The 16,385-nt window shown below is 70.4% G+C and carries 11 protein-coding genes and 1 pseudogene; 4 read left to right on the top strand and 8 right to left on the bottom strand.

From position 1 onward, the window contains the following. Nucleotides 1-88: 88 nt before the first annotated feature. The 7 genes and pseudogenes from G3I78_RS34480 to G3I78_RS34445 form a co-directional block, all read right to left on the bottom strand. Entirely contained in the window at nt 89-1,285 is a 1,197-nt protein-coding gene (locus G3I78_RS34480) for a Gfo/Idh/MocA family oxidoreductase (protein WP_164431961.1), read from the bottom strand. Between the two features lie 127 nt (nt 1,286-1,412). Then, nucleotides 1,413-2,462: a substrate-binding domain-containing protein gene (locus G3I78_RS34475; RefSeq protein ID WP_164431960.1), complete on the bottom strand. Its 1,050-nt coding sequence runs from the start codon at nt 2,460-2,462 to the stop codon at nt 1,413-1,415. A gap of 161 nt (nt 2,463-2,623) precedes the next feature. Continuing rightward, complete coding sequence (locus G3I78_RS34470; RefSeq protein WP_164431959.1) at nt 2,624-3,652, bottom strand: ABC transporter permease; 1,029 nt, start codon at nt 3,650-3,652, stop codon at nt 2,624-2,626. Continuing rightward, entirely contained in the window at nt 3,649-5,172 is a 1,524-nt protein-coding gene (locus G3I78_RS34465) for a sugar ABC transporter ATP-binding protein (RefSeq protein ID WP_164431958.1), read from the bottom strand. The genes G3I78_RS34470 and G3I78_RS34465 overlap by 4 nt, the downstream gene beginning before the upstream one ends. A 395-nt stretch (nt 5,173-5,567) precedes the next feature. Beyond that, nucleotides 5,568-6,749 (bottom strand): ROK family transcriptional regulator, encoded by a 1,182-nt coding sequence (locus tag G3I78_RS34460; RefSeq protein ID WP_164431957.1) that lies wholly within the window; start codon nt 6,747-6,749, stop codon nt 5,568-5,570. A gap of 214 nt (nt 6,750-6,963) precedes the next feature. After that, nucleotides 6,964-7,245, bottom strand: a pseudogene (locus G3I78_RS34455) (short-chain dehydrogenase); the annotation flags it as partial. Between the two features lie 112 nt (nt 7,246-7,357). Continuing rightward, nucleotides 7,358-8,827, bottom strand: coding sequence for an MFS transporter (locus G3I78_RS34445; protein ID WP_164431956.1), 1,470 nt, complete (start codon nt 8,825-8,827; stop codon nt 7,358-7,360). 153 nt (nt 8,828-8,980) lie between these two features. Between G3I78_RS34445 and G3I78_RS34440 the strand changes: the two genes are divergently transcribed. Further along, nucleotides 8,981-9,628 (top strand): TetR/AcrR family transcriptional regulator, encoded by a 648-nt coding sequence (locus G3I78_RS34440; protein WP_164431998.1) that lies wholly within the window; start codon nt 8,981-8,983, stop codon nt 9,626-9,628. Between the two features lie 131 nt (nt 9,629-9,759). Next, nucleotides 9,760-10,533, top strand: coding sequence for a maleylpyruvate isomerase family mycothiol-dependent enzyme (locus G3I78_RS34435; RefSeq protein WP_164431954.1), 774 nt, complete (start codon nt 9,760-9,762; stop codon nt 10,531-10,533). A 188-nt stretch (nt 10,534-10,721) separates the two neighbouring features. Here G3I78_RS34435 and G3I78_RS34430 read toward each other — a convergent pair whose 3' ends face one another. Then, complete coding sequence (locus tag G3I78_RS34430) at nt 10,722-12,989, bottom strand: M4 family metallopeptidase (RefSeq protein WP_164431952.1); 2,268 nt, start codon at nt 12,987-12,989, stop codon at nt 10,722-10,724. Between the two features lie 376 nt (nt 12,990-13,365). On the opposite strand from G3I78_RS34430, the gene G3I78_RS34425 reads away from it, so the two are divergent. After that, nucleotides 13,366-15,360, top strand: coding sequence for a right-handed parallel beta-helix repeat-containing protein (locus G3I78_RS34425; RefSeq protein WP_239158214.1), 1,995 nt, complete (start codon nt 13,366-13,368; stop codon nt 15,358-15,360). 364 nt (nt 15,361-15,724) lie between these two features. After that, nucleotides 15,725-16,345, top strand: a complete 621-nt coding sequence (locus tag G3I78_RS34420; protein WP_164431950.1) for an SRPBCC family protein — start codon at nt 15,725-15,727, stop codon at nt 16,343-16,345. The last annotated feature ends 40 nt before the right edge of the window (nt 16,346-16,385 follow it).

Raw genomic sequence — 16,385 nt, 5'->3', positions numbered from 1 at the left:
GGGCAAGACGGCACACCTCCTCCAGCGGAAGATCGGCCCACTGACCGGTGAACAACGTGAACTGACGCGGCATATCCCGGAACCCTCCTCAGACAGCGATCGGTGTGTAGACGGAGTTCTTCTCGGCACTCTCCTCCACCGCCGCCAACACCCGCTGGACCTGGAGACCGTCGGCGAACGACGGACTCGGGTCAGTGCCGGACGCGATGGCCTCGACGAGGTCGCGGGCCTGGTGGGCGAAGGTGTGCTCGTAGCCGAGCACATGGCCGGGCGGCCACCAGCCCTCCAGGTAGGGGTGGTCGGCCTCGGTGACGACAATCCTGCGGAACCCCGCCGTGGCGGCGGGCTCCCGATGGTCGTGGAAGGACAGCTCGTTGAGGCGCTCCAGGTCGAAAGCGAGCGAACCGAGCTCACCGTTGATCTCCAGTCGGAGGGCGTTCTTGCGACCTGTCGCCATCCGGGTCGCCTCGAATACGGCGAGCGCTCCTGAGGCGAGCCGGCCCGTGAAGACGGCCGCGTCGTCGACGGTCACCGGTTCGCGCCGAGGGCCGCCGGATGCCGTAAGGCCGGAGGATGCCCCGTCGAGGAGGGGGCGTTCGGTGACGAAGGTTTCCATCTGGGCGGAGACGCCGACCAGGACCTCGCCCGCCAGGTACTGGGCGAGGTCGACGATGTGCGCGCCGAGGTCGCCGAGGGCACCCGATCCCGCGTGCTCCCGTTGCAGCCGCCACGTCAGCGGAAAGTCGGGGTCGACCAACCAGTCCTGGAGGTAGCTGACCCGTATGTGGCGCAGTGCGCCGAGCCTGCCGTCCGCGATGAGTCGGCGGGCGAAGGTGAGGGCGGGCACGCGCCGGTAGTTGAAGCCCACCATCGCCAACTGGCCGCGCGTGCGCGCCACTTCGGCGGCTGCGGCCATGGCCTCCGCCTCAGCGACCGAATTGGCCAGCGGCTTCTCGCACAGCACGTGCTTGCCCGCCTCCAGTGCCGCGATCGCGATCTCCGCGTGGCTGTCGCCCGGTGTGCAGATGTCGACGAGCTGTACGTCGTCGCGGGCTATGAGGGCACGCCAGTCGGTTTCCGCCGCGGCCCAGCCGTGCTTGTCGGCGGCGGCCCGTACGCCTCGGGCGTCACGGCCGGCGATCGCGGCCAGGACCGGCCGCAGGGGCAGGTCGAACGCGTGCCCTACGGTGCGCCACCCCTGTGAGTGCGCGGCGCCCATGAACGCGTAGCCGACCATCCCCACGCCGAGCACCGGCGGTGCGGTCCGACTGTCCCTCTGTTCCATACGGATTCCTCCTGGTCGGAGTGTCACTGACTCGTCGTGGTGCGGGCGGGGCCGAGGTCCAGGACGTTCCGGTGCGGCCCGGTGCGTTCCGGCGCGGCCCGGTGCGCTCTGGCTCGGCCCGGTCCCGTCAGATGAAGCCGGTCGGCAGGTACTGGTCGACGTTGTCCTTGGTGACCACGGCCGAGTAGAGGGTCAGCGAGGACGGGATCTCGAACTCGGCGAGACCGCCGATGCCCTTGCCCTGGCCGAGTGCCCGGGCGAGGTCGATGGCGGAGGCGGCCATGGTCGGCGGGTACAGCACGGTCGCCTTCAGCACGCTGTTGCCGGCCTTGATGGCGTCCATCGCGGACTTGGCGCCGGCGCCGCCGACCATCAGGAAGTCGTCGCGTCCGGCCTGGTCGATGGCGCGCAGTGCACCCACGCCCTGGTCGTCGTCGTGGTTCCACAGCGCGTCGAAACTCGACTGGGCCTGGAGGAGCTGGGCCATCTTGGCCTGCCCGGACTCCACCGTGAAGTCGGCCGCCTGGCGGGCCACCTTGCGGATGTTGGGGTAGTTCTTGAGGGCGTCGTCGAACCCCTTGGTGCGCTGCTGGGTCAGTTCGAGGTTGTCCAGGCCCGCCAGTTCGACGACCTTGGCGTTCTTCTTGCCCTTGAGCTGCTCGCCGATGTAGTGGCCGGCGTTGAGACCCATGCCGTAGTTGTCGCCGCCGATCCAGCAGCGGTACGCCTGCGGGGAGGCGAACACCCGGTCCAGGTTGACGACGGGGATGCCCGCCCGCATGGCCTGGAGGCCGACCTGGGTGAGGGCCTTGCCGTCGGCCGGGAGGATCACCAGGACGTCGACCTTCTTGTTGATCAGCGTCTGTACCTGGCCGATCTGCTGGGCGGTGTCGTTGGAGCCCTCGGTGATCTCCAGGGTGACGTCCGAGTACTTCTTCGCACGCGACTTGGCGTTGGAGTTGATGGCGTTGAGCCAGCCGTGGTCGGCCTGCGGGCCGGCGAAGCCGATGGTGACGGCCTTGCCCGCCTTGTCGTCCGCGACCGGGGCGGCGTTGTCGGCGGCCTGCGCCTGGTTCTTGGGCTCGTTGCTGGTGCAGGCCGTCAGCAGCGCGCCCGCGGAGACGGCGGCGGTGCCGAACAGGAGTGCTCTGCGGCTGGTGGCGGGGGTTTTGGGCATGGTGGGTCGACCCTTCGACTGGGCGGGTGTGCGTGCGGTGGGTTCCGAGGGGCGGTGCCTGGGTCCGACGGAGTCCAACAGGCCGGTGTGCCTCCGACGGAGGAGGTGGGGTGCCGGACGGCGGTGGCAGGGACCGCCGTCCGGCCCGTGCCGCACGGGTGTCAGGTGTCGCCGTGCAGCGAGCGGCGCTGGACCAGGACGGCGGCGACGATGATGGCGCCCTTCGCGATCTGCTGGACAGCGGTCTCGAGGTTGTTCAGGGCGAAGATGTTGGTGATCGTGGTGAAGACCAGAACGCCGAGGACGGAGCCGATGATGGTGCCGCGGCCCCCGCTGAGCAGGGTTCCGCCGATGATCGCGGCGGCGATGGCGTCCAGCTCGTAGAGGTTGCCGTTGGTGTTCTGCCCCGACCCGGCGAGCACGATCAGCATGAACGCGGCGATCCCGCAGCACAGCCCGGACAGCAGGTACAGGTACAGACGCTGGCGGCGCACGTCGATACCGGCGAGCCGGGCGGCCTCCGCGTTGCCGCCGACCGCGACGGTGCGGCGGCCGAAGGTGGTGCGGTTCAGCACCAGCCAGCCGATGACGGTCACCGCGGCGAAGATCAGGACGAGGGGCGGGATGCCGAGGACGTAGGAGTCCCTGGCGCCCAGATCGAGCACCGATGCGACGCTGACGATCTGTGTGCTGCCGTCCGTGATCTGCAGCGCGAGGCCCCGGGCGGAGGCGAGCATGGCCAGCGTCGCGATGAACGGCACCATCCTGCCGTAGGCGATCAGCAGACCGTTCACGAGACCGCAGCCGACACCGACGATCACCGCGGTGAACAGGATGCCCGCGAAGCCGAACTCCTGGGTGGCCACGGTCGTCGCCCACACCGAGGCGAGGGCCACGATCGCGCCGACGGAGAGGTCGATGCCGCCGGAGGTGATGACGAAGGTCATGCCGACGGTGACAACGCCGATCACGGAGGCCTGGGTGAGGACGAGCTGGAGGTTGCTCGTCGCGAGGAACTCGTCCGGTGCGGTGATCCCGCCGACCGCCACGAGGACGGCGAGGACTCCGAGCAACGACAGGGTGCGCACATCCCAGCGCGCAACCGGTCGGCGCGAACTGTGCTGCTCCCCCGCGGACTTGGCGGCGGACGTCGGCGCATCCTCGTGCGCCGCGGTGGTCGGCTGCGTCATGATGTCGGGCTCCCTTCCATCACAAGATCGAGTACACGGTGCTCGTCGAGCTCCCGGGCGTCCGCCGTGTGGACGACGCTGCCTTCACGCAGCACCAGCACCCGGTCGGCGAGCCCCAGGACCTCGGGCACCTCACTGGAGACGAGAAGTACGGCCAGGCCCTCGTCGGCCAACCGGCGTATCACCGCGTAGAGCTCCGCCCGGGCGCCGATGTCGACGCCCCTGGTCGGCTCGTCCAGCAGCAGCACCTTGCAGCCGCGCAACAACCAGCGTGCGAGGACGGCTTTCTGCTGGTTGCCGCCGGACAGGGTCCTGATCGCGGCGTCGGGATTGTCCGGCCGCAGCGACAGTTCGCGCACCGCCTGGTGCGTCGCGGCCCGCTCGGTGCGACGGTCGAGCCAGCCCGCGCGGGCGAACCGGGACAGCGTGGAGATCGAGACGTTGCTGCTGACGGACTCCAGCATCAACAGGCCCTGCGCCTTGCGTTCTTCGGGCGCGAGGCCGATGCCGGCGCTGACGGCTGCGCGGACACTGCCGGGGCGCAAGGGTGTGCCGTCGACGAGCACTCGGCCCTCGTCGGGCTTGCGAGCCCCGTAGATCGTCTCCAGGATCTCGCTGCGCCCGGACCCGACGAGTCCGGCCAGTCCGACGATCTCTCCGGGCCGCAGCTCCAGATCGACGGGGGCGAACTCCCCTCGCCTGCACAGCCCTTCGACCTTCAGCACCGGCTCCCGCTCCGCGGCGAACCCGGCTTCGGGCCGCTCGGGGAAGACGTACTCCACGTTCCGCCCGGTCATCAGGGCCACGACCTCGTGGGTCGGTGTGTTCTTGGCGGGCAGGCCGCCCGCGACCGAGCGGCCCTCCTTCAGGACCGTGACCCGGTCGCCGATGCGCCGGATCTCCTCAAGGCGGTGCGAGATGTAGACGACGGCGACGCCGTCGGCCGTCAGATCGCCCACGATCCTGAACAGGTTGTCCACCTCTTCGGGGTCGAGCGCCGCCGACGGCTCGTCCATCACGATCAACCGCACCTCGTGGGACAGCGCGCGGGCCATCGAGACGATCTGCTGCTGCGCCGCGGAGAGGTCACCGACCAGGCGCGTCGGATCGATCTCCGAATGCCCGAGGCGTTTCAGCAACTCCGCGGTCGCCGTACGGGCCGCGGAGCCACGCACCACGAACCCGGCCGAGGTGGGTTCGTGTCCGAGGAAGACGTTCTCCGCGACGGACAGCCCCTCGATCAGGTCGAGTTCCTGGTAGATGGTGGCGATGCCCAGACGCATGGCGGCGCTCGGAGATCCCAGGGTCACGGCCTCACCGCGCCAGGCGATCTCACCGCTGTCCGGCTGGTGAGCCCCGGCCAGCACTTTGATCAGGGTGGACTTGCCGGCCCCGTTCTGGCCGAGCAGGCAGTGGACCTCACCGGCCTCGACCTCGAGATCCACGCCGTCCAGGGCGCGAACACCCGGGAACGACTTGGTGATACCGGACATGGTGAGCAGGGGTGGTTGTGGTGCCATGAGGAATCCCCTCGGCGGATACGGGCCGTGAGTGGGCAGGGCTGGGCTGGATGTGTCGGTCGCGTGGGCGGCGCACAGGCTGAGAAGGGCAGGGCGGGGCAAGTCGGCTCGCCCGGCAACCATGCGGGGAGGAACGGCCGACGGTCATGCGGGGAGGTGACAGCCGCCGACGCCTCATGGGCGGCTACGGCGATGCTGTGGCTGTCGCGATGGCGTTACGGGTACGCCGTTGGCTCTGCTGAGGTGGCCGGGGCGTCGCGGGGTCGCCGCTGCGCACCGGGGGTGGCGGGTCGCCGAGAAGTGTTTGCCGCCGCTCGGGGGCGGCGCCTGGTTGCGGCGCCGCCGGGGTGCTCCGGCGGACGTGGTGATCCGCTGCCGACAGGGTCGACCGGCGGTCAGGCCGGTGAGAAGAGGTGGTCGCTGATGAGTCGGGCCGCGCCGATGGCTCCGGCGGCCGGTCCCAACTCCCCCAGCACGATCGGCAGGTTGCCCGTGGCCAGCGGCAACGACTGCCGGTACACCTGGGTCCGGACGCTGGCCAGCAAGGTGTGCCCGAGCCCGGTCACACCGCCGCCGATCACCACCAGCCCAGGATTGAAGAAACTGACGAGTCCCGCGATGACCTGCCCGAGGCGTTTCCCGCCGTCGCGGATGAGCTTCAGGGCCACCGGGTCCCCGGCCGTGGCGGCGGCCGACACGTCCTCGGCGGTCAGGCGTCCGGCTGTCTCCAACCGGGCGGCGAAGTGTGCCGAGCGCCCCTCACGCGCGGCCTGCTCCGCGTCAGCGGCCAGCGCGGCTCCGCTGAAGTGGGCTTCCAGACAGCCCCGGTTGCCGCATACGCACGCCCGGCCTCCGGGTTCCACCTGGATGTGCCCGATGTCGCCCGCGCTGCCGGTCACTCCACGGTGCACGTCACCGCCGGCGACGATCCCGCAGCCGATACCGGTACCGATCTTGACGCAGAGGAAGTCGCCCACGGAGCGTGCGACACCCGCGTGCATCTCCCCCATCGCCATCAGGTTCACGTCGTTGTCGACCATGACCGGACAGCCGAGCTCCTGACTGAGCGCCTCCCGCACGGGAAAACCGTCCCAGCCCGGCATGATCGGCGGAGCCACCGGTACACCCTCGGGAAAACGGACCGGTCCCGGGACACCGATACCGGCGCCGTCGAAACCCTCCGCGAGCCCCGAAGCCCGCAACTTCGCCGCCATGGACAGGACTTGCTCGAAGACCGCGACCGGACCCTCGCGGACGTCCATCGGCTGATTCAGATGCCCCAGAACCTCCAACTCGGCATTCGTCACGGCGACATCGATCGATGTCGCACCGATGTCGACGCCGAGAAAACGCAGGGTCGGCGCGAGCCGGATGTTGTACGAGCGACGGCCGCCCCGGGACGGAGCCAGTCCGTCCGCGACAACCAGTCCCGTCTCCATCAGCCGGTCGACCTCGACCGCCAGCTTCGAACGGGACAGGTCCACCAGATCGCCCAGCTGGGCGCGGGAGTTGGACCCGTTGTCACGCAGCAGACGAAGCAGGCGCGCCTGATGGGTGTTCTCAGGTCGAGCGGTCATCCGTCTCACGATCCCCTCCCCTCACCCACGGCTGGGCCTTGGACGCCCGTCTCCGCCGGCTGCGTCGTCAGGCTGTCGGAGAGGAACGTAACAACGTTTTTCTGGAGTGGGAAGTACTTACGCATGAGTAGGGCACTTCTTTTTCCACACTCAGGACAAAGTTTCGCGCTCATGTCTACGTCGTCTGCGGCCGAGGCGAGGCACCTGAAAGTCCTTATGCAGCCATCAGCGCCGCCATGGCACGCTCCATCGCGGCATGGAACTCCTCCGGGGCCAGCGGCAGACGGGACTTGACGTCCCGGCTCCACTGGTCGGCGTGTTCCAGACGGACGCCGTTGGTCATCGCCCAGGCGGCGGCCTTGGTCAGGTGGTAGGCGCCCGCGCCCCCGCCGTTCCCGGCCAGCGCCGGAGCGAACTCCCAGACCATTGCCAGGTGGCCGAACATGTTGGTCTCCAGCTCGCGGCGCACCGCGTCCAGCGAACCGGTCACCAGGTCGTACGCGGGCTTCTCGCCGACCTCGGCCGGCAGCAGGAGTGGATCACGGATCTCGGTGGGGTCGAGTCCGGGCGGGCCGCCGAGTCCGCGATCCTGAGCCTCGTACGGCGGCTCAGTCCTCCTCCTCGCCTGCGTGCTCCTCGACGGAGTGGGAGTCGGTGAGGCTCAGCGCGCCGCCTGCGGCGATCAGTCCTACGACGACGGCGAGCAGCGCGTAGGTGACGCGCTCGCCGTGGAAGAAGGAGGTGACGAGGCCGCTGCTCCAGGTTCCGGCGGGGAGTTGGGTGGTGACGAGGGCGGCGATCAGGGTGCCGACGACGGCGGTGCCGACGCTGGAGCCGACCTCCTGGGCGGTGTCGTTGAGGGCGGCGCCGATGGAGGTGCGGTTGCTCGGCATCGCGTCGACGAGGGCGACCGCGCAGATCGTCATCACGGTGCGCAGTCCCACGGTCATGAGGACCATGCAGACGGCGATGGCCGCGTACCCGTGGCCGACGGCCCAGGAGAGACCCGCCAGTGACCCGGCCAGGCAGGCGGCGCCCACCAGGCAGGCGATGCGGTGGCCGAAGCGTCGTGCGAGCCACTCGGACAGGGGCGTGGCGGCCAGCATCGTCACGATGATGGGCAGGTTGGCCAGACCGGCCCGCACCGGGCTCCACCCGTAGGCGTACTGGAAGTGGAGGATCAGCCCGAACATCACGCTGGCCATCGCGATGGACGTACCGATCTGTGCGAGGGCGGCGCCGCGGACCGTGCCGTTGGAGAAGAGTTTCAGGTCGAGCATGGGGGCCTTGCTGCGGTGCTCGTGGCCGACGAACGCGACCGCCGCCGCGAGGGCGCCGCCGATCGACGCGAGGGTGACGGCGGAGAGCCATCCGTGCTCGACACCGCTGGTCAGCGAGTAGCAGGCCAGACCGATGGCGGCCACGCTGAGGGCGGCGCCGGGGATGTCGAGGGTGTCCTTGGTGAGGTCTTCGGGCCGGTCCGCCGGAACGCCGAGCCGGACGCCGACGCAGGCGATCACGGCGATGGGGGCGTTCACGACGAGCAGCCACTCCCAGCGGACATGGGCCAGGGCGGTGCCGCCGAGCAGAGGCCCGAGGACGAATCCGGACATGCCCACGATGATCATCACCGTCATGGCCCGCATCCGCAGGTCCTTGTCGTCGAACAGACGGAAGACCAGTGAGTTCGTGATCGGCGCCATCGCCGCGGCGGCTATGCCGAGTGCGGCGCGCAGGGCGATGAGCTGGCCGGCTGTGGTGACGAGGACGACGCAGAGACTGAGCGAGCCGAAGGCAGCTAGCCCGATGAGCAGGACGCGTCGTCGGCCGAGCCGGTCGGCCATGGATCCGGCGGTGAGCAGCAGTCCGCCGAAGGTCAGTGAGTAGGCGCCGGTGACCCATTGCAGGGCGGTCGTCCCGCTGCCGAGATCGCGGCCGATCGTGGGCAGGGCGATCGACAGCAGCGTGTTGTCGACCATTTCGACGAAGAAGGCCAGGCAGAGGGCGGCGAGGGGAATCCAGGCAGCGCGCAGGGACGGATAGGTGCGTGCGGGTGTGTGCAGCGACGTAGTGGTCATGACGAGCCCCGATCGAACAAGGTTCGGTTATCGAACGGCGTACGATGCGGTACGATAGAACAACGTTCGATACGATGCAATACGCGAAGGGATCAAGCCGTGACACGCCAGCAGAGCCGCTCCGGCGGGGGACGCCGACGGGCTTCGCACTCCATGGAGTCGGTCCTGGCCGAGGCGGTGGCCCTGCTCGACGAGGCGGGAGCCCCGGCCCTCACCTTCCGGGCGCTGGCCCAGCGCCTGGGCGGCGGCGTCGCCAGCATCTACTGGTACGTCGCCAACAAGGACGAACTCCTCGACCGGGCCGCCGACCACGCCATGGGCCCCGTCCTGGCCGACATCGAGAAGCTCCCCCGCAGCGACGACCCGATCGACGATCTCCGCGCCATGGCCATCACCTTGTTCGACGCGATCGTGCGACGTCCCTGGATGAGCGCGTACTTCATGCGCAACGCCAGCATCCAGATCCACACCTTGGGCCTGTACGAGATGCTCGGCCGGCAGACCCTCCGCCTGAACCTCACCGCGTCCCAGCGGTTCCACGCGGTGTCCGCCGTCGTCGGAGTCGTCGTCGGTTCCGCCGTCGACCTCGGCCAGGAACCGACCCAGGAGATGCTCGACGGTGACGTCGACCGCGACGAATACCTCCACCGCGTCGCCCAGGACTGGCGGGACCTCGACCCTCAGGAGTTCCCGTTCCTGCACGAGATCGTCGACGAGTTCGACGGCCACGAGGACGTCGACCAGTTCCGCTCCGCCCTGGAACTGACCCTGGCGGGCCTTCGCCTGCAAGCGGGGGCGTGAGGCCGCAGTACCTGGGGCGCGTGGTCGACGGCGCACGACGTCCGCTGACACGCAGTCGAGGCGGAGTGCGGCAGACATCGGGACCGACACGGCTCTGGACAGCGAGTCCGGGCGAGGCCACGATCGCGCGCATGACACCCGAGGATGCCATCGTCGGCACTGCCGAGCGGATCGCGGAACTGCTGGGCGCGGGGGCCGACCCGCGGACGCCGCTGCCGGGCGCGGAGTGGACCGTGGGAGAGGCGGCGGCGCACCTCGCTCTGGCGGGGAAGCTGATGGCGGACATCGGAGCGGGTGAGGAGCGCCCTTACGGCGACGGGACGCCGAGCGGACTCGCGGCGGCCAACCGTGCGGCCCTGGACGCCTTCCCGCAGCGGGATCCGGCGATCCTCGGCGCGGAGATCACGGACGGGGCCCGGGCCTTCGTCGCGGCCGCAGCCGTCCGTGGTCCGCACGAGGCGGTGCTGACGCCGATGGGGCCGATGGACCTGGCCACCCTGGGCTCGTACCTGCTCACGCATCTGCTCGGGCACGGGTACGACATCGCGGTGGCGCTGCGCGGGCCCCACATGGTCGAGCGGGACGTCGTCGCCTTCACGTTGCCCTTCATGCGACAGGCCATGCCGCGCGTGGTGAACTCGGGCGCGGCCGGCCACCGTGCCTGCTACCTGCTGCGGATCGGCCGCGACCGCTTCGCCGTCGACTTCGCGAACGGCGTGCCCACGGTCACCGACACCCCTCCCCGGCGGCCCGATTGCACGATAGCCATCGACCCCGTCGCCTTCCTCCTCCTCGCCCTGGGCCGCTGCACCATCCCCAGCGTCATGGCTCGCGCCAAGGTCGTCGTCTGGGGCCGCAAACCGTGGCTGGGCCTGCGCTTCCCCACCCTGTTCACAGCGCCGTAGCCGAGCGAACGGACCGCCTTCGGATTTCAACGCAGCGACGTGAGACCGCAATTGGTGGGGAGCGAGTCGTCTCAGAGGCGCGAGCGGAGCCCCGGCCGACTCGCGTCGGCCGGGGCTCCTGGCTGTCGTCGGAAACCCCCGAGGACCTCCGAGCGGGTGGTCCTCAAGAAGGTCGGGGAGTCATCGCGTCACGGTGTCAGCTGCCAGCGCGCGACGTACCCGACGTCGATGGACGCCCGGTCCTGCACCCGCAGCTTCCAGGTGCCGTTGATCGGCTGCGCGGAGGCGTCGACCGTGAAGGTCTGGTCGACGTTGTCGGCGGAGCCGCCGCTGCGGTTGAGCAGGGAGTGGACGGTGCCGTCGGGGCCGACGAGGTCGACGGTCAGGTCGCCGCGGTAGGTGTGGACGATGTTGACGTAGACCCTGGTGGTCGTGGAGGCGTTGCCGTCGCGGCCGGTGATGGTCACCGGGGACTCCACGGCGGCCCCGTTGTCGGGGATGTCCACGCGGGAGGCGTTGGCGTAGACGAAGGCGATCTGCCAGCTGAAGGTGTCCGAGGCGCTCGCCCCGGTGGTGTCGGTCACCGTCACCGTGACGTCGCCGGTGCCGAGGGTGGTCGGGGTGCCGCTGATCAGGCCGCTCGGGCTGATGGACAGGCCGTCGGGCAGGCCGGTGGCCTCGTAGGTCAGCGAGGAACCGGTGTTGGTGGTGTACGCGTCCACCTGGAGGCCGACCACCTGGTTGACGCCGCTGACCTGGTCGGCGAGCGGGGCGAGGTTGATGCCGAGGGCGATGCGGTTGCCGACGTTGATCGCGGCCCAGGCGTCGGCGACGGCGAGGTAGGTCGGGCTGTAGGAGCCGAACAGGTCGGCGGCGGCCGACAGGGTGGCGGTGCGGGCGCCGGCGTAGTCGGTCGTCGAGGTCATGTAGGTGGTGAGGGCTCGGTACCAGATGGCCGCCGCGTTCTCGATGCCGATGCCGGTGACGGGGCGGCCGTCGGAGGTCGGGCTGTCGTAGGAGACGCCGTTGACGGTCTTGGCGCCGCTGCCCTCCGAGAGCAGGTAGAAGAAGTGGTTCGCGGGGCCGGAGGAGTAGTGGACGTCGAGGCCGCCCAGGCCGGAGCTCCAACTGTCCCTGGAGTCACCGTCCTTGGAGGGCTTGTCCATGTAACGCAGCGGGGTGCCGTCGCCGTTGATGTCGATCTTCTCGCCGACGAGGTAGTCGGCGGGGTCGGCCGCGAGGTTCTCGTGGAACTCGACGGCGGCGGCGAAGATGTCGGAGGTCGCCTCGTTCAGGCCGCCCGACTCGCCCGAGTAGACGAGGCCCGCGGTGGCGGCGGTGACGCCGTGGCTCATCTCATGGGCGGCCACGTCGAGCGCGGTCAGCGGGTGGGTGTTGCCCGAGCCGTCGCCGTACGTCATGCAGAAGCAGGAGTCCTGCCAGAAGGCGTTGACGTAGTTGCTGCCGTAGTGGGCACGGCTGTAGGCGGCGACGCCGTCGTTGCGGATGCCGTTGCGGCCGTAGGCCTCCTTGTAGAAGTCCCAGGTGGCCGCGGCCCCGAAGGCCACGTCGACGCCCGCCGTCTGACGGTTGGAGGGCAGGCCGTTGCCCCAGACATCGTTGTCGTCCGTGAAGAGGGTGCCGGTGCCCGAGGTGCCCTGGTTGAGGTCGTACGTCTTGTGGCCGGCGCGGTCGGGGTCGGTGAGCTGGTACGTCGATCCGGACCGGGTCGTGCCGAGCGGGACCGTGCCGACGTACTGCCCGGTGCCCTCGCCGGTGTGCACCTTCTCGGCGCTCAGGAGTTCCTTGCCGGTGGCGGCGTCGGTGACGACCTGGAGCTCGCTGGGCGTGCCGTCGGGCTGAACGCCTTCGACGACGGTCTCCCAGGCCAGCACGGGCTTGCCGCTGCCGGCCCAGATCACCCGGCGGGAGGCGTTGTCCACCTCGGAGCCGCTGACGTGATCCTTCTTCGAGGCGGCGAGGGCCTTGTCGGTGGCGCCGGCAGCCGTGATCCTCGGGCTGAGGGTGGGTACCGCAAGGCGTGCCGTGCTCGCCTTCGTGACGGTCGTACGACCGCTGCCGTCGTGGACGACGAGGTCGCCGCCGAGGACCGGCAGTCCTGCGTAGGTGCGCTCGTAACGGGTGTGCGTGGTGCCGTCGGCGTCGGTGACGACGTCCTTCACCACGAGCTTTTCCTTGGCGCCGAGGCCTATGCGCTGTGCGGTCCCGGGCGCCGCGGACTGGGCGCTCCTGATCAGGGCGGTGCGGTGGGCGGGGCTCAGGGCGGTCTGGGCCGCACCGGCCCGGGGCGTGGCGGTGATCTTCGCGGGAGCCGGGTCGGCCGGGGCCGCGGCGGCGGGTCCCGGGGCCGCCAGAGCGAGGAGGGACCCGATCGCCGTGAGGGCGAGGGCGGCGGCGCGTCTGCGCCGCGTGAGAGCACGGTGTTGCAGGGACAACGACTTCTCCTTCGGTACGACGGCCCGGCCTGGGGTGGGGGCCGCGGACGGGTCGGAGCGGCGGGGTGCGCCGGTCCGGAGTGCTGCACGGCATGCGGGTGGAAGGAGGTGGGGGGTGGCGAACGCGGATCTGCCGCGTGTGGAAACTGTCAAGAAACTGTGAACGACTGGAGAAGGGTGACATCACGCCTGTGCATTTGTCATGAGAGCGTCAAGCCAACGGCTTGTTTTGGCCAGCCCAGCCCCGGCAAATCGGTACACGCGACGCCGGTTTCCGGCCTCTCGGCGACTTTGGTCGACGAGGTCGCTACCTCTGGACGACTGCGCACGAACACCCGCCGCCCCAGGCTGGAGCTCCGTACGTCGAGGAGGCGGCATGGCGATCTTCCGTACTCGGACGAGGGCAGGCGTGGCGACGCGCGCGGCGGTGGTGATCGGGCTGTCGATGGCGGCCGTGCCAACTCCTGCGGTGGCCTCACCGGCCGCCGGGGCGCCTCCTGTGGAGCTGTACGTCGCCCCGTGGGGCAAGGACTCCTGGCCCGGCACCCCGCAACGTCCCTTCGCCACACCGGCGCGCGCACAACAGGCCGTACGCGCCCGTGCGCCGCGCATGACGTCGGACCTGGTGGTGAACCTGCGCGGCGGGACCTACCGGCTGAAGGCGCCGCTGCGCCTGTCGGAGGCCTCGGGGGACTCCGGCCGGGGCGGACACCGGGTGATCTATCAGGCGTACGGCTACGGGACGCCACGGCAGGAGCGGGTGACCATCAGCGGTGGCCGTCAGATCTCCGGGTGGCGGCCGGACCCGCGGCTGAAGGGATTCTGGCGTGCGGACGTGGGCGGGCTCGAGACCCGCCAGCTCTATGTCGGGAACCGGCGCGCCGCCCGGCTCACGCGAGACGGCGCCGGCTTCCCCGGCACGCTTGAAGCGACCGGCAGCGGCTATGTCACCACCAGCGCCGTCCCGCGCGGCTGGCGGAACCCCGGCGACATCGAGTTCGTCTACCGGTCCGGCTACGTCGAGGGCCGTTGCGGTGTCTCGGGAGTCTCCGCGAGCGCCGGACGGACCACGATCACCATGGATCAGCCGTGCTGGGATCTGGCTCAACAGCTGTACGGGGGAAAGGAGTTACTCGAAGCGCCGACCAGTGTGGAGAACTCCCCCAGCTTCGGGCGCAAGCCCGGCAGCTGGTATCTCGACCGCTCCCGGCCCGGACACCACCAACTGCTCTACGCTCCGCGCCCCGGGGAGGACATGCGCCGGATCAGCGTGGTCGCCCCGGTCCTCGAGAACCTGGTCACCGGCACGGGCCGACCCGGCCGTCCCCTCCACGACATCGGGTTCCGCGGCCTGACCTTCGCCCACGCCACCTGGCGGGCACCCAGCGGACCCGCCGGCTTCCCCTCCGCGTGGAGCATGTACCTGCGGCCGGGGCAGGGCGAGGACGCACAGCTGCTCACGGTGCCCGGCGCCGTCGCCTTCCGCACCGCCGAGCGGCTCACCTTCGAGGGCAACCGGTTCACCCACCTGGGCGCCCAGGCGCTGGAGCTGTCCGGGAACAGCTCGCACAACGTCGTCGACGGCAACGTCATCACCGACGTCTCCGACGGGGGCATCCTGATGGGGGTGGTCCCACCCGACCGGAAGGGGACCAACCGCGGCAACCGCATCACCAACAACTGGATCCATCACATCGGAGCGGAGTACCACGCGGCCTCCGGCATCTGGGACACCGCGACCCAGGAGACGACCATCGCGCACAACCAGGTCGACAGCGTGCCCTACACCGGCATCCTCTCCGGGCCCAGCGACGACCTGCGGGGCATCATGCGCCGCAACCGCATCCTCGACAACCGCGTCTTCGCCACGAACCGTCTCCTCCAGGACGGAGGCGGCATCTACCTGCGCGGCGAACAGGGCGGCTCCTTCGCCGACGGGGCCGTCGTCAGCGGCAACGCGGTCACCGACAGCAAGCACGGCGACTGGAACGTCGGGATCTACACCGACGACAGCACCAACTGGGTCTCCGTGGACCGCAACGCGGTCTACGACTACGTGGCCTCCATCGGTGGCTGCAGCGAGGAATGGGGCGGCCGGCCCGTCCAGAACGTGCGCTACCGCGGCAACTTCTGGGACGACACCGTGCCCGCGTGGCTCGCACGACGGGACTTCCCCGGAGCCTGGCCCCCGGCCGACGCGCAGCACCCGGACGAGGGGTGCGGCGACCCCCACCGCCTCACTTTCACCGGCAACACCCTGCTGCCTCCCCACGACCCCGGCCCGGCCTGCGCCGTCGACACCGCCTGCGCCGCCGTCCTGGCGAACGCCGGTCTCCTCCCGTCCTACCGCCGACAGCTGGGCCTGCCGTGACGCGATGTCGCCGCCGATCGCGTGGGGCGGACGGGGGCGGGTCGATGCCGTCCTCGACGGCCGACGGCCGACGCCCGCCGCCCGCCGTCGGCGCCCTGGCGACGGAAACCGCTGCCCATGGTCTCCGAACGGCTCGGCGCGGTCGTTCACGCGGCTGGTTCGCCGGGTGCCGGTCCGTCGCCCTGACGGACCGGGTCGGCGGCTGCCGAACGGTCGCCGGAACACGGCTGCCCCACGTTCATCGGATTCGGGCCTCTCGGGGCGAGTCGAAGACCTGGATGGGGGAACCGGGAGAGGTGTCCTGACACGGGTGCCGGAGTCGGGTGCGCCGAGGCCCCCTTCCCGCACCGGAGGAGAGGCCCCCATGGCACGCGCACACGACCCCGGACAGGCTGTTCCGGACATGCCGCGAAGGCGTCCCGACGGCGACGGCCTCACACGCCGACGGCCGCTGCGGGAGCTCCACGTCGAGGAGACGGTCGAGATCGCGGTGCCGGTGCGAACGGCGTACAACCAGTGGACGCAGTTCAAGACCTTCCCCCGGTTCTCGGCCGTGGTGCGCGATGTCGAGCAGGTCAGGCCCACCGTGACCGCCTGGGTCATCGGCTACGGGGCGCTGCGCCACCGGTTCGCGGTGGAGATCGTGGAGCAGGACCCGGACGCTCGTCTGGCCTGGCGCGGTCTGGAGCAGCGCCCCTCCCATCAGGGCGAGGTGGAGTTCAGGACGACGAAGGCGGGCGGTACGGCGATCACCGTACGGATGCTGCTGGAGCCGCGGGGCGCCGCGCGCATGCTCACCGGCTCGTCCGTGGCCGCGCGCCTGATGGCCCGGGTGGTGCGGCGTGAGCTGCTGCTCTTCAAGGGGTTCATCGAGGGCCTGGGGCAAGAGGGCGGGGCCTGGCGCGGCACCATCCGCAACGGCCGCGTCCAGCACGACCACCCGGAACCGCCCAGGAGCCGTGTGGCGCAGTGGCCGGTCGGCTGACCCGCGCGGCGGACACGGCAGGAAAGACGTGGCGAGTGAA

Source organism: Streptomyces sp. SID13726 (assembly GCF_010548375.1).
GTDB lineage: Bacteria > Actinomycetota > Actinomycetes > Streptomycetales > Streptomycetaceae > Streptomyces.
Note: the sequence above shows the minus strand (reverse complement) of the source record. Positions and strands in the feature narration are given on the sequence as shown.

Bases quoted from the DNA above. Each gene is read 5' to 3' on its own strand.
- G3I78_RS34480 (WP_164431961.1), bottom strand. From the start codon at position 1,285: ATGGAACAGAGGGACAGTCGGACCGCACCGCCGGTGCTCGGCGTGGGG.
- G3I78_RS34475 (WP_164431960.1), bottom strand. From the start codon at position 2,462: ATGCCCAAAACCCCCGCCACCAGCCGCAGAGCACTCCTGTTCGGCACC.
- G3I78_RS34470 (WP_164431959.1), bottom strand. From the start codon at position 3,652: ATGACGCAGCCGACCACCGCGGCGCACGAGGATGCGCCGACGTCCGCC.
- G3I78_RS34465 (WP_164431958.1), bottom strand. From the start codon at position 5,172: ATGGCACCACAACCACCCCTGCTCACCATGTCCGGTATCACCAAGTCG.
- G3I78_RS34460 (WP_164431957.1), bottom strand. From the start codon at position 6,749: ATGACCGCTCGACCTGAGAACACCCATCAGGCGCGCCTGCTTCGTCTG.
- G3I78_RS34445 (WP_164431956.1), bottom strand. From the start codon at position 8,827: ATGACCACTACGTCGCTGCACACACCCGCACGCACCTATCCGTCCCTG.
- G3I78_RS34440 (WP_164431998.1), top strand. From the start codon at position 8,981: ATGGAGTCGGTCCTGGCCGAGGCGGTGGCCCTGCTCGACGAGGCGGGA.
- G3I78_RS34435 (WP_164431954.1), top strand. From the start codon at position 9,760: ATGACACCCGAGGATGCCATCGTCGGCACTGCCGAGCGGATCGCGGAA.
- G3I78_RS34425 (WP_239158214.1), top strand. From the start codon at position 13,366: ATGGCGATCTTCCGTACTCGGACGAGGGCAGGCGTGGCGACGCGCGCG.
- G3I78_RS34420 (WP_164431950.1), top strand. From the start codon at position 15,725: ATGGCACGCGCACACGACCCCGGACAGGCTGTTCCGGACATGCCGCGA.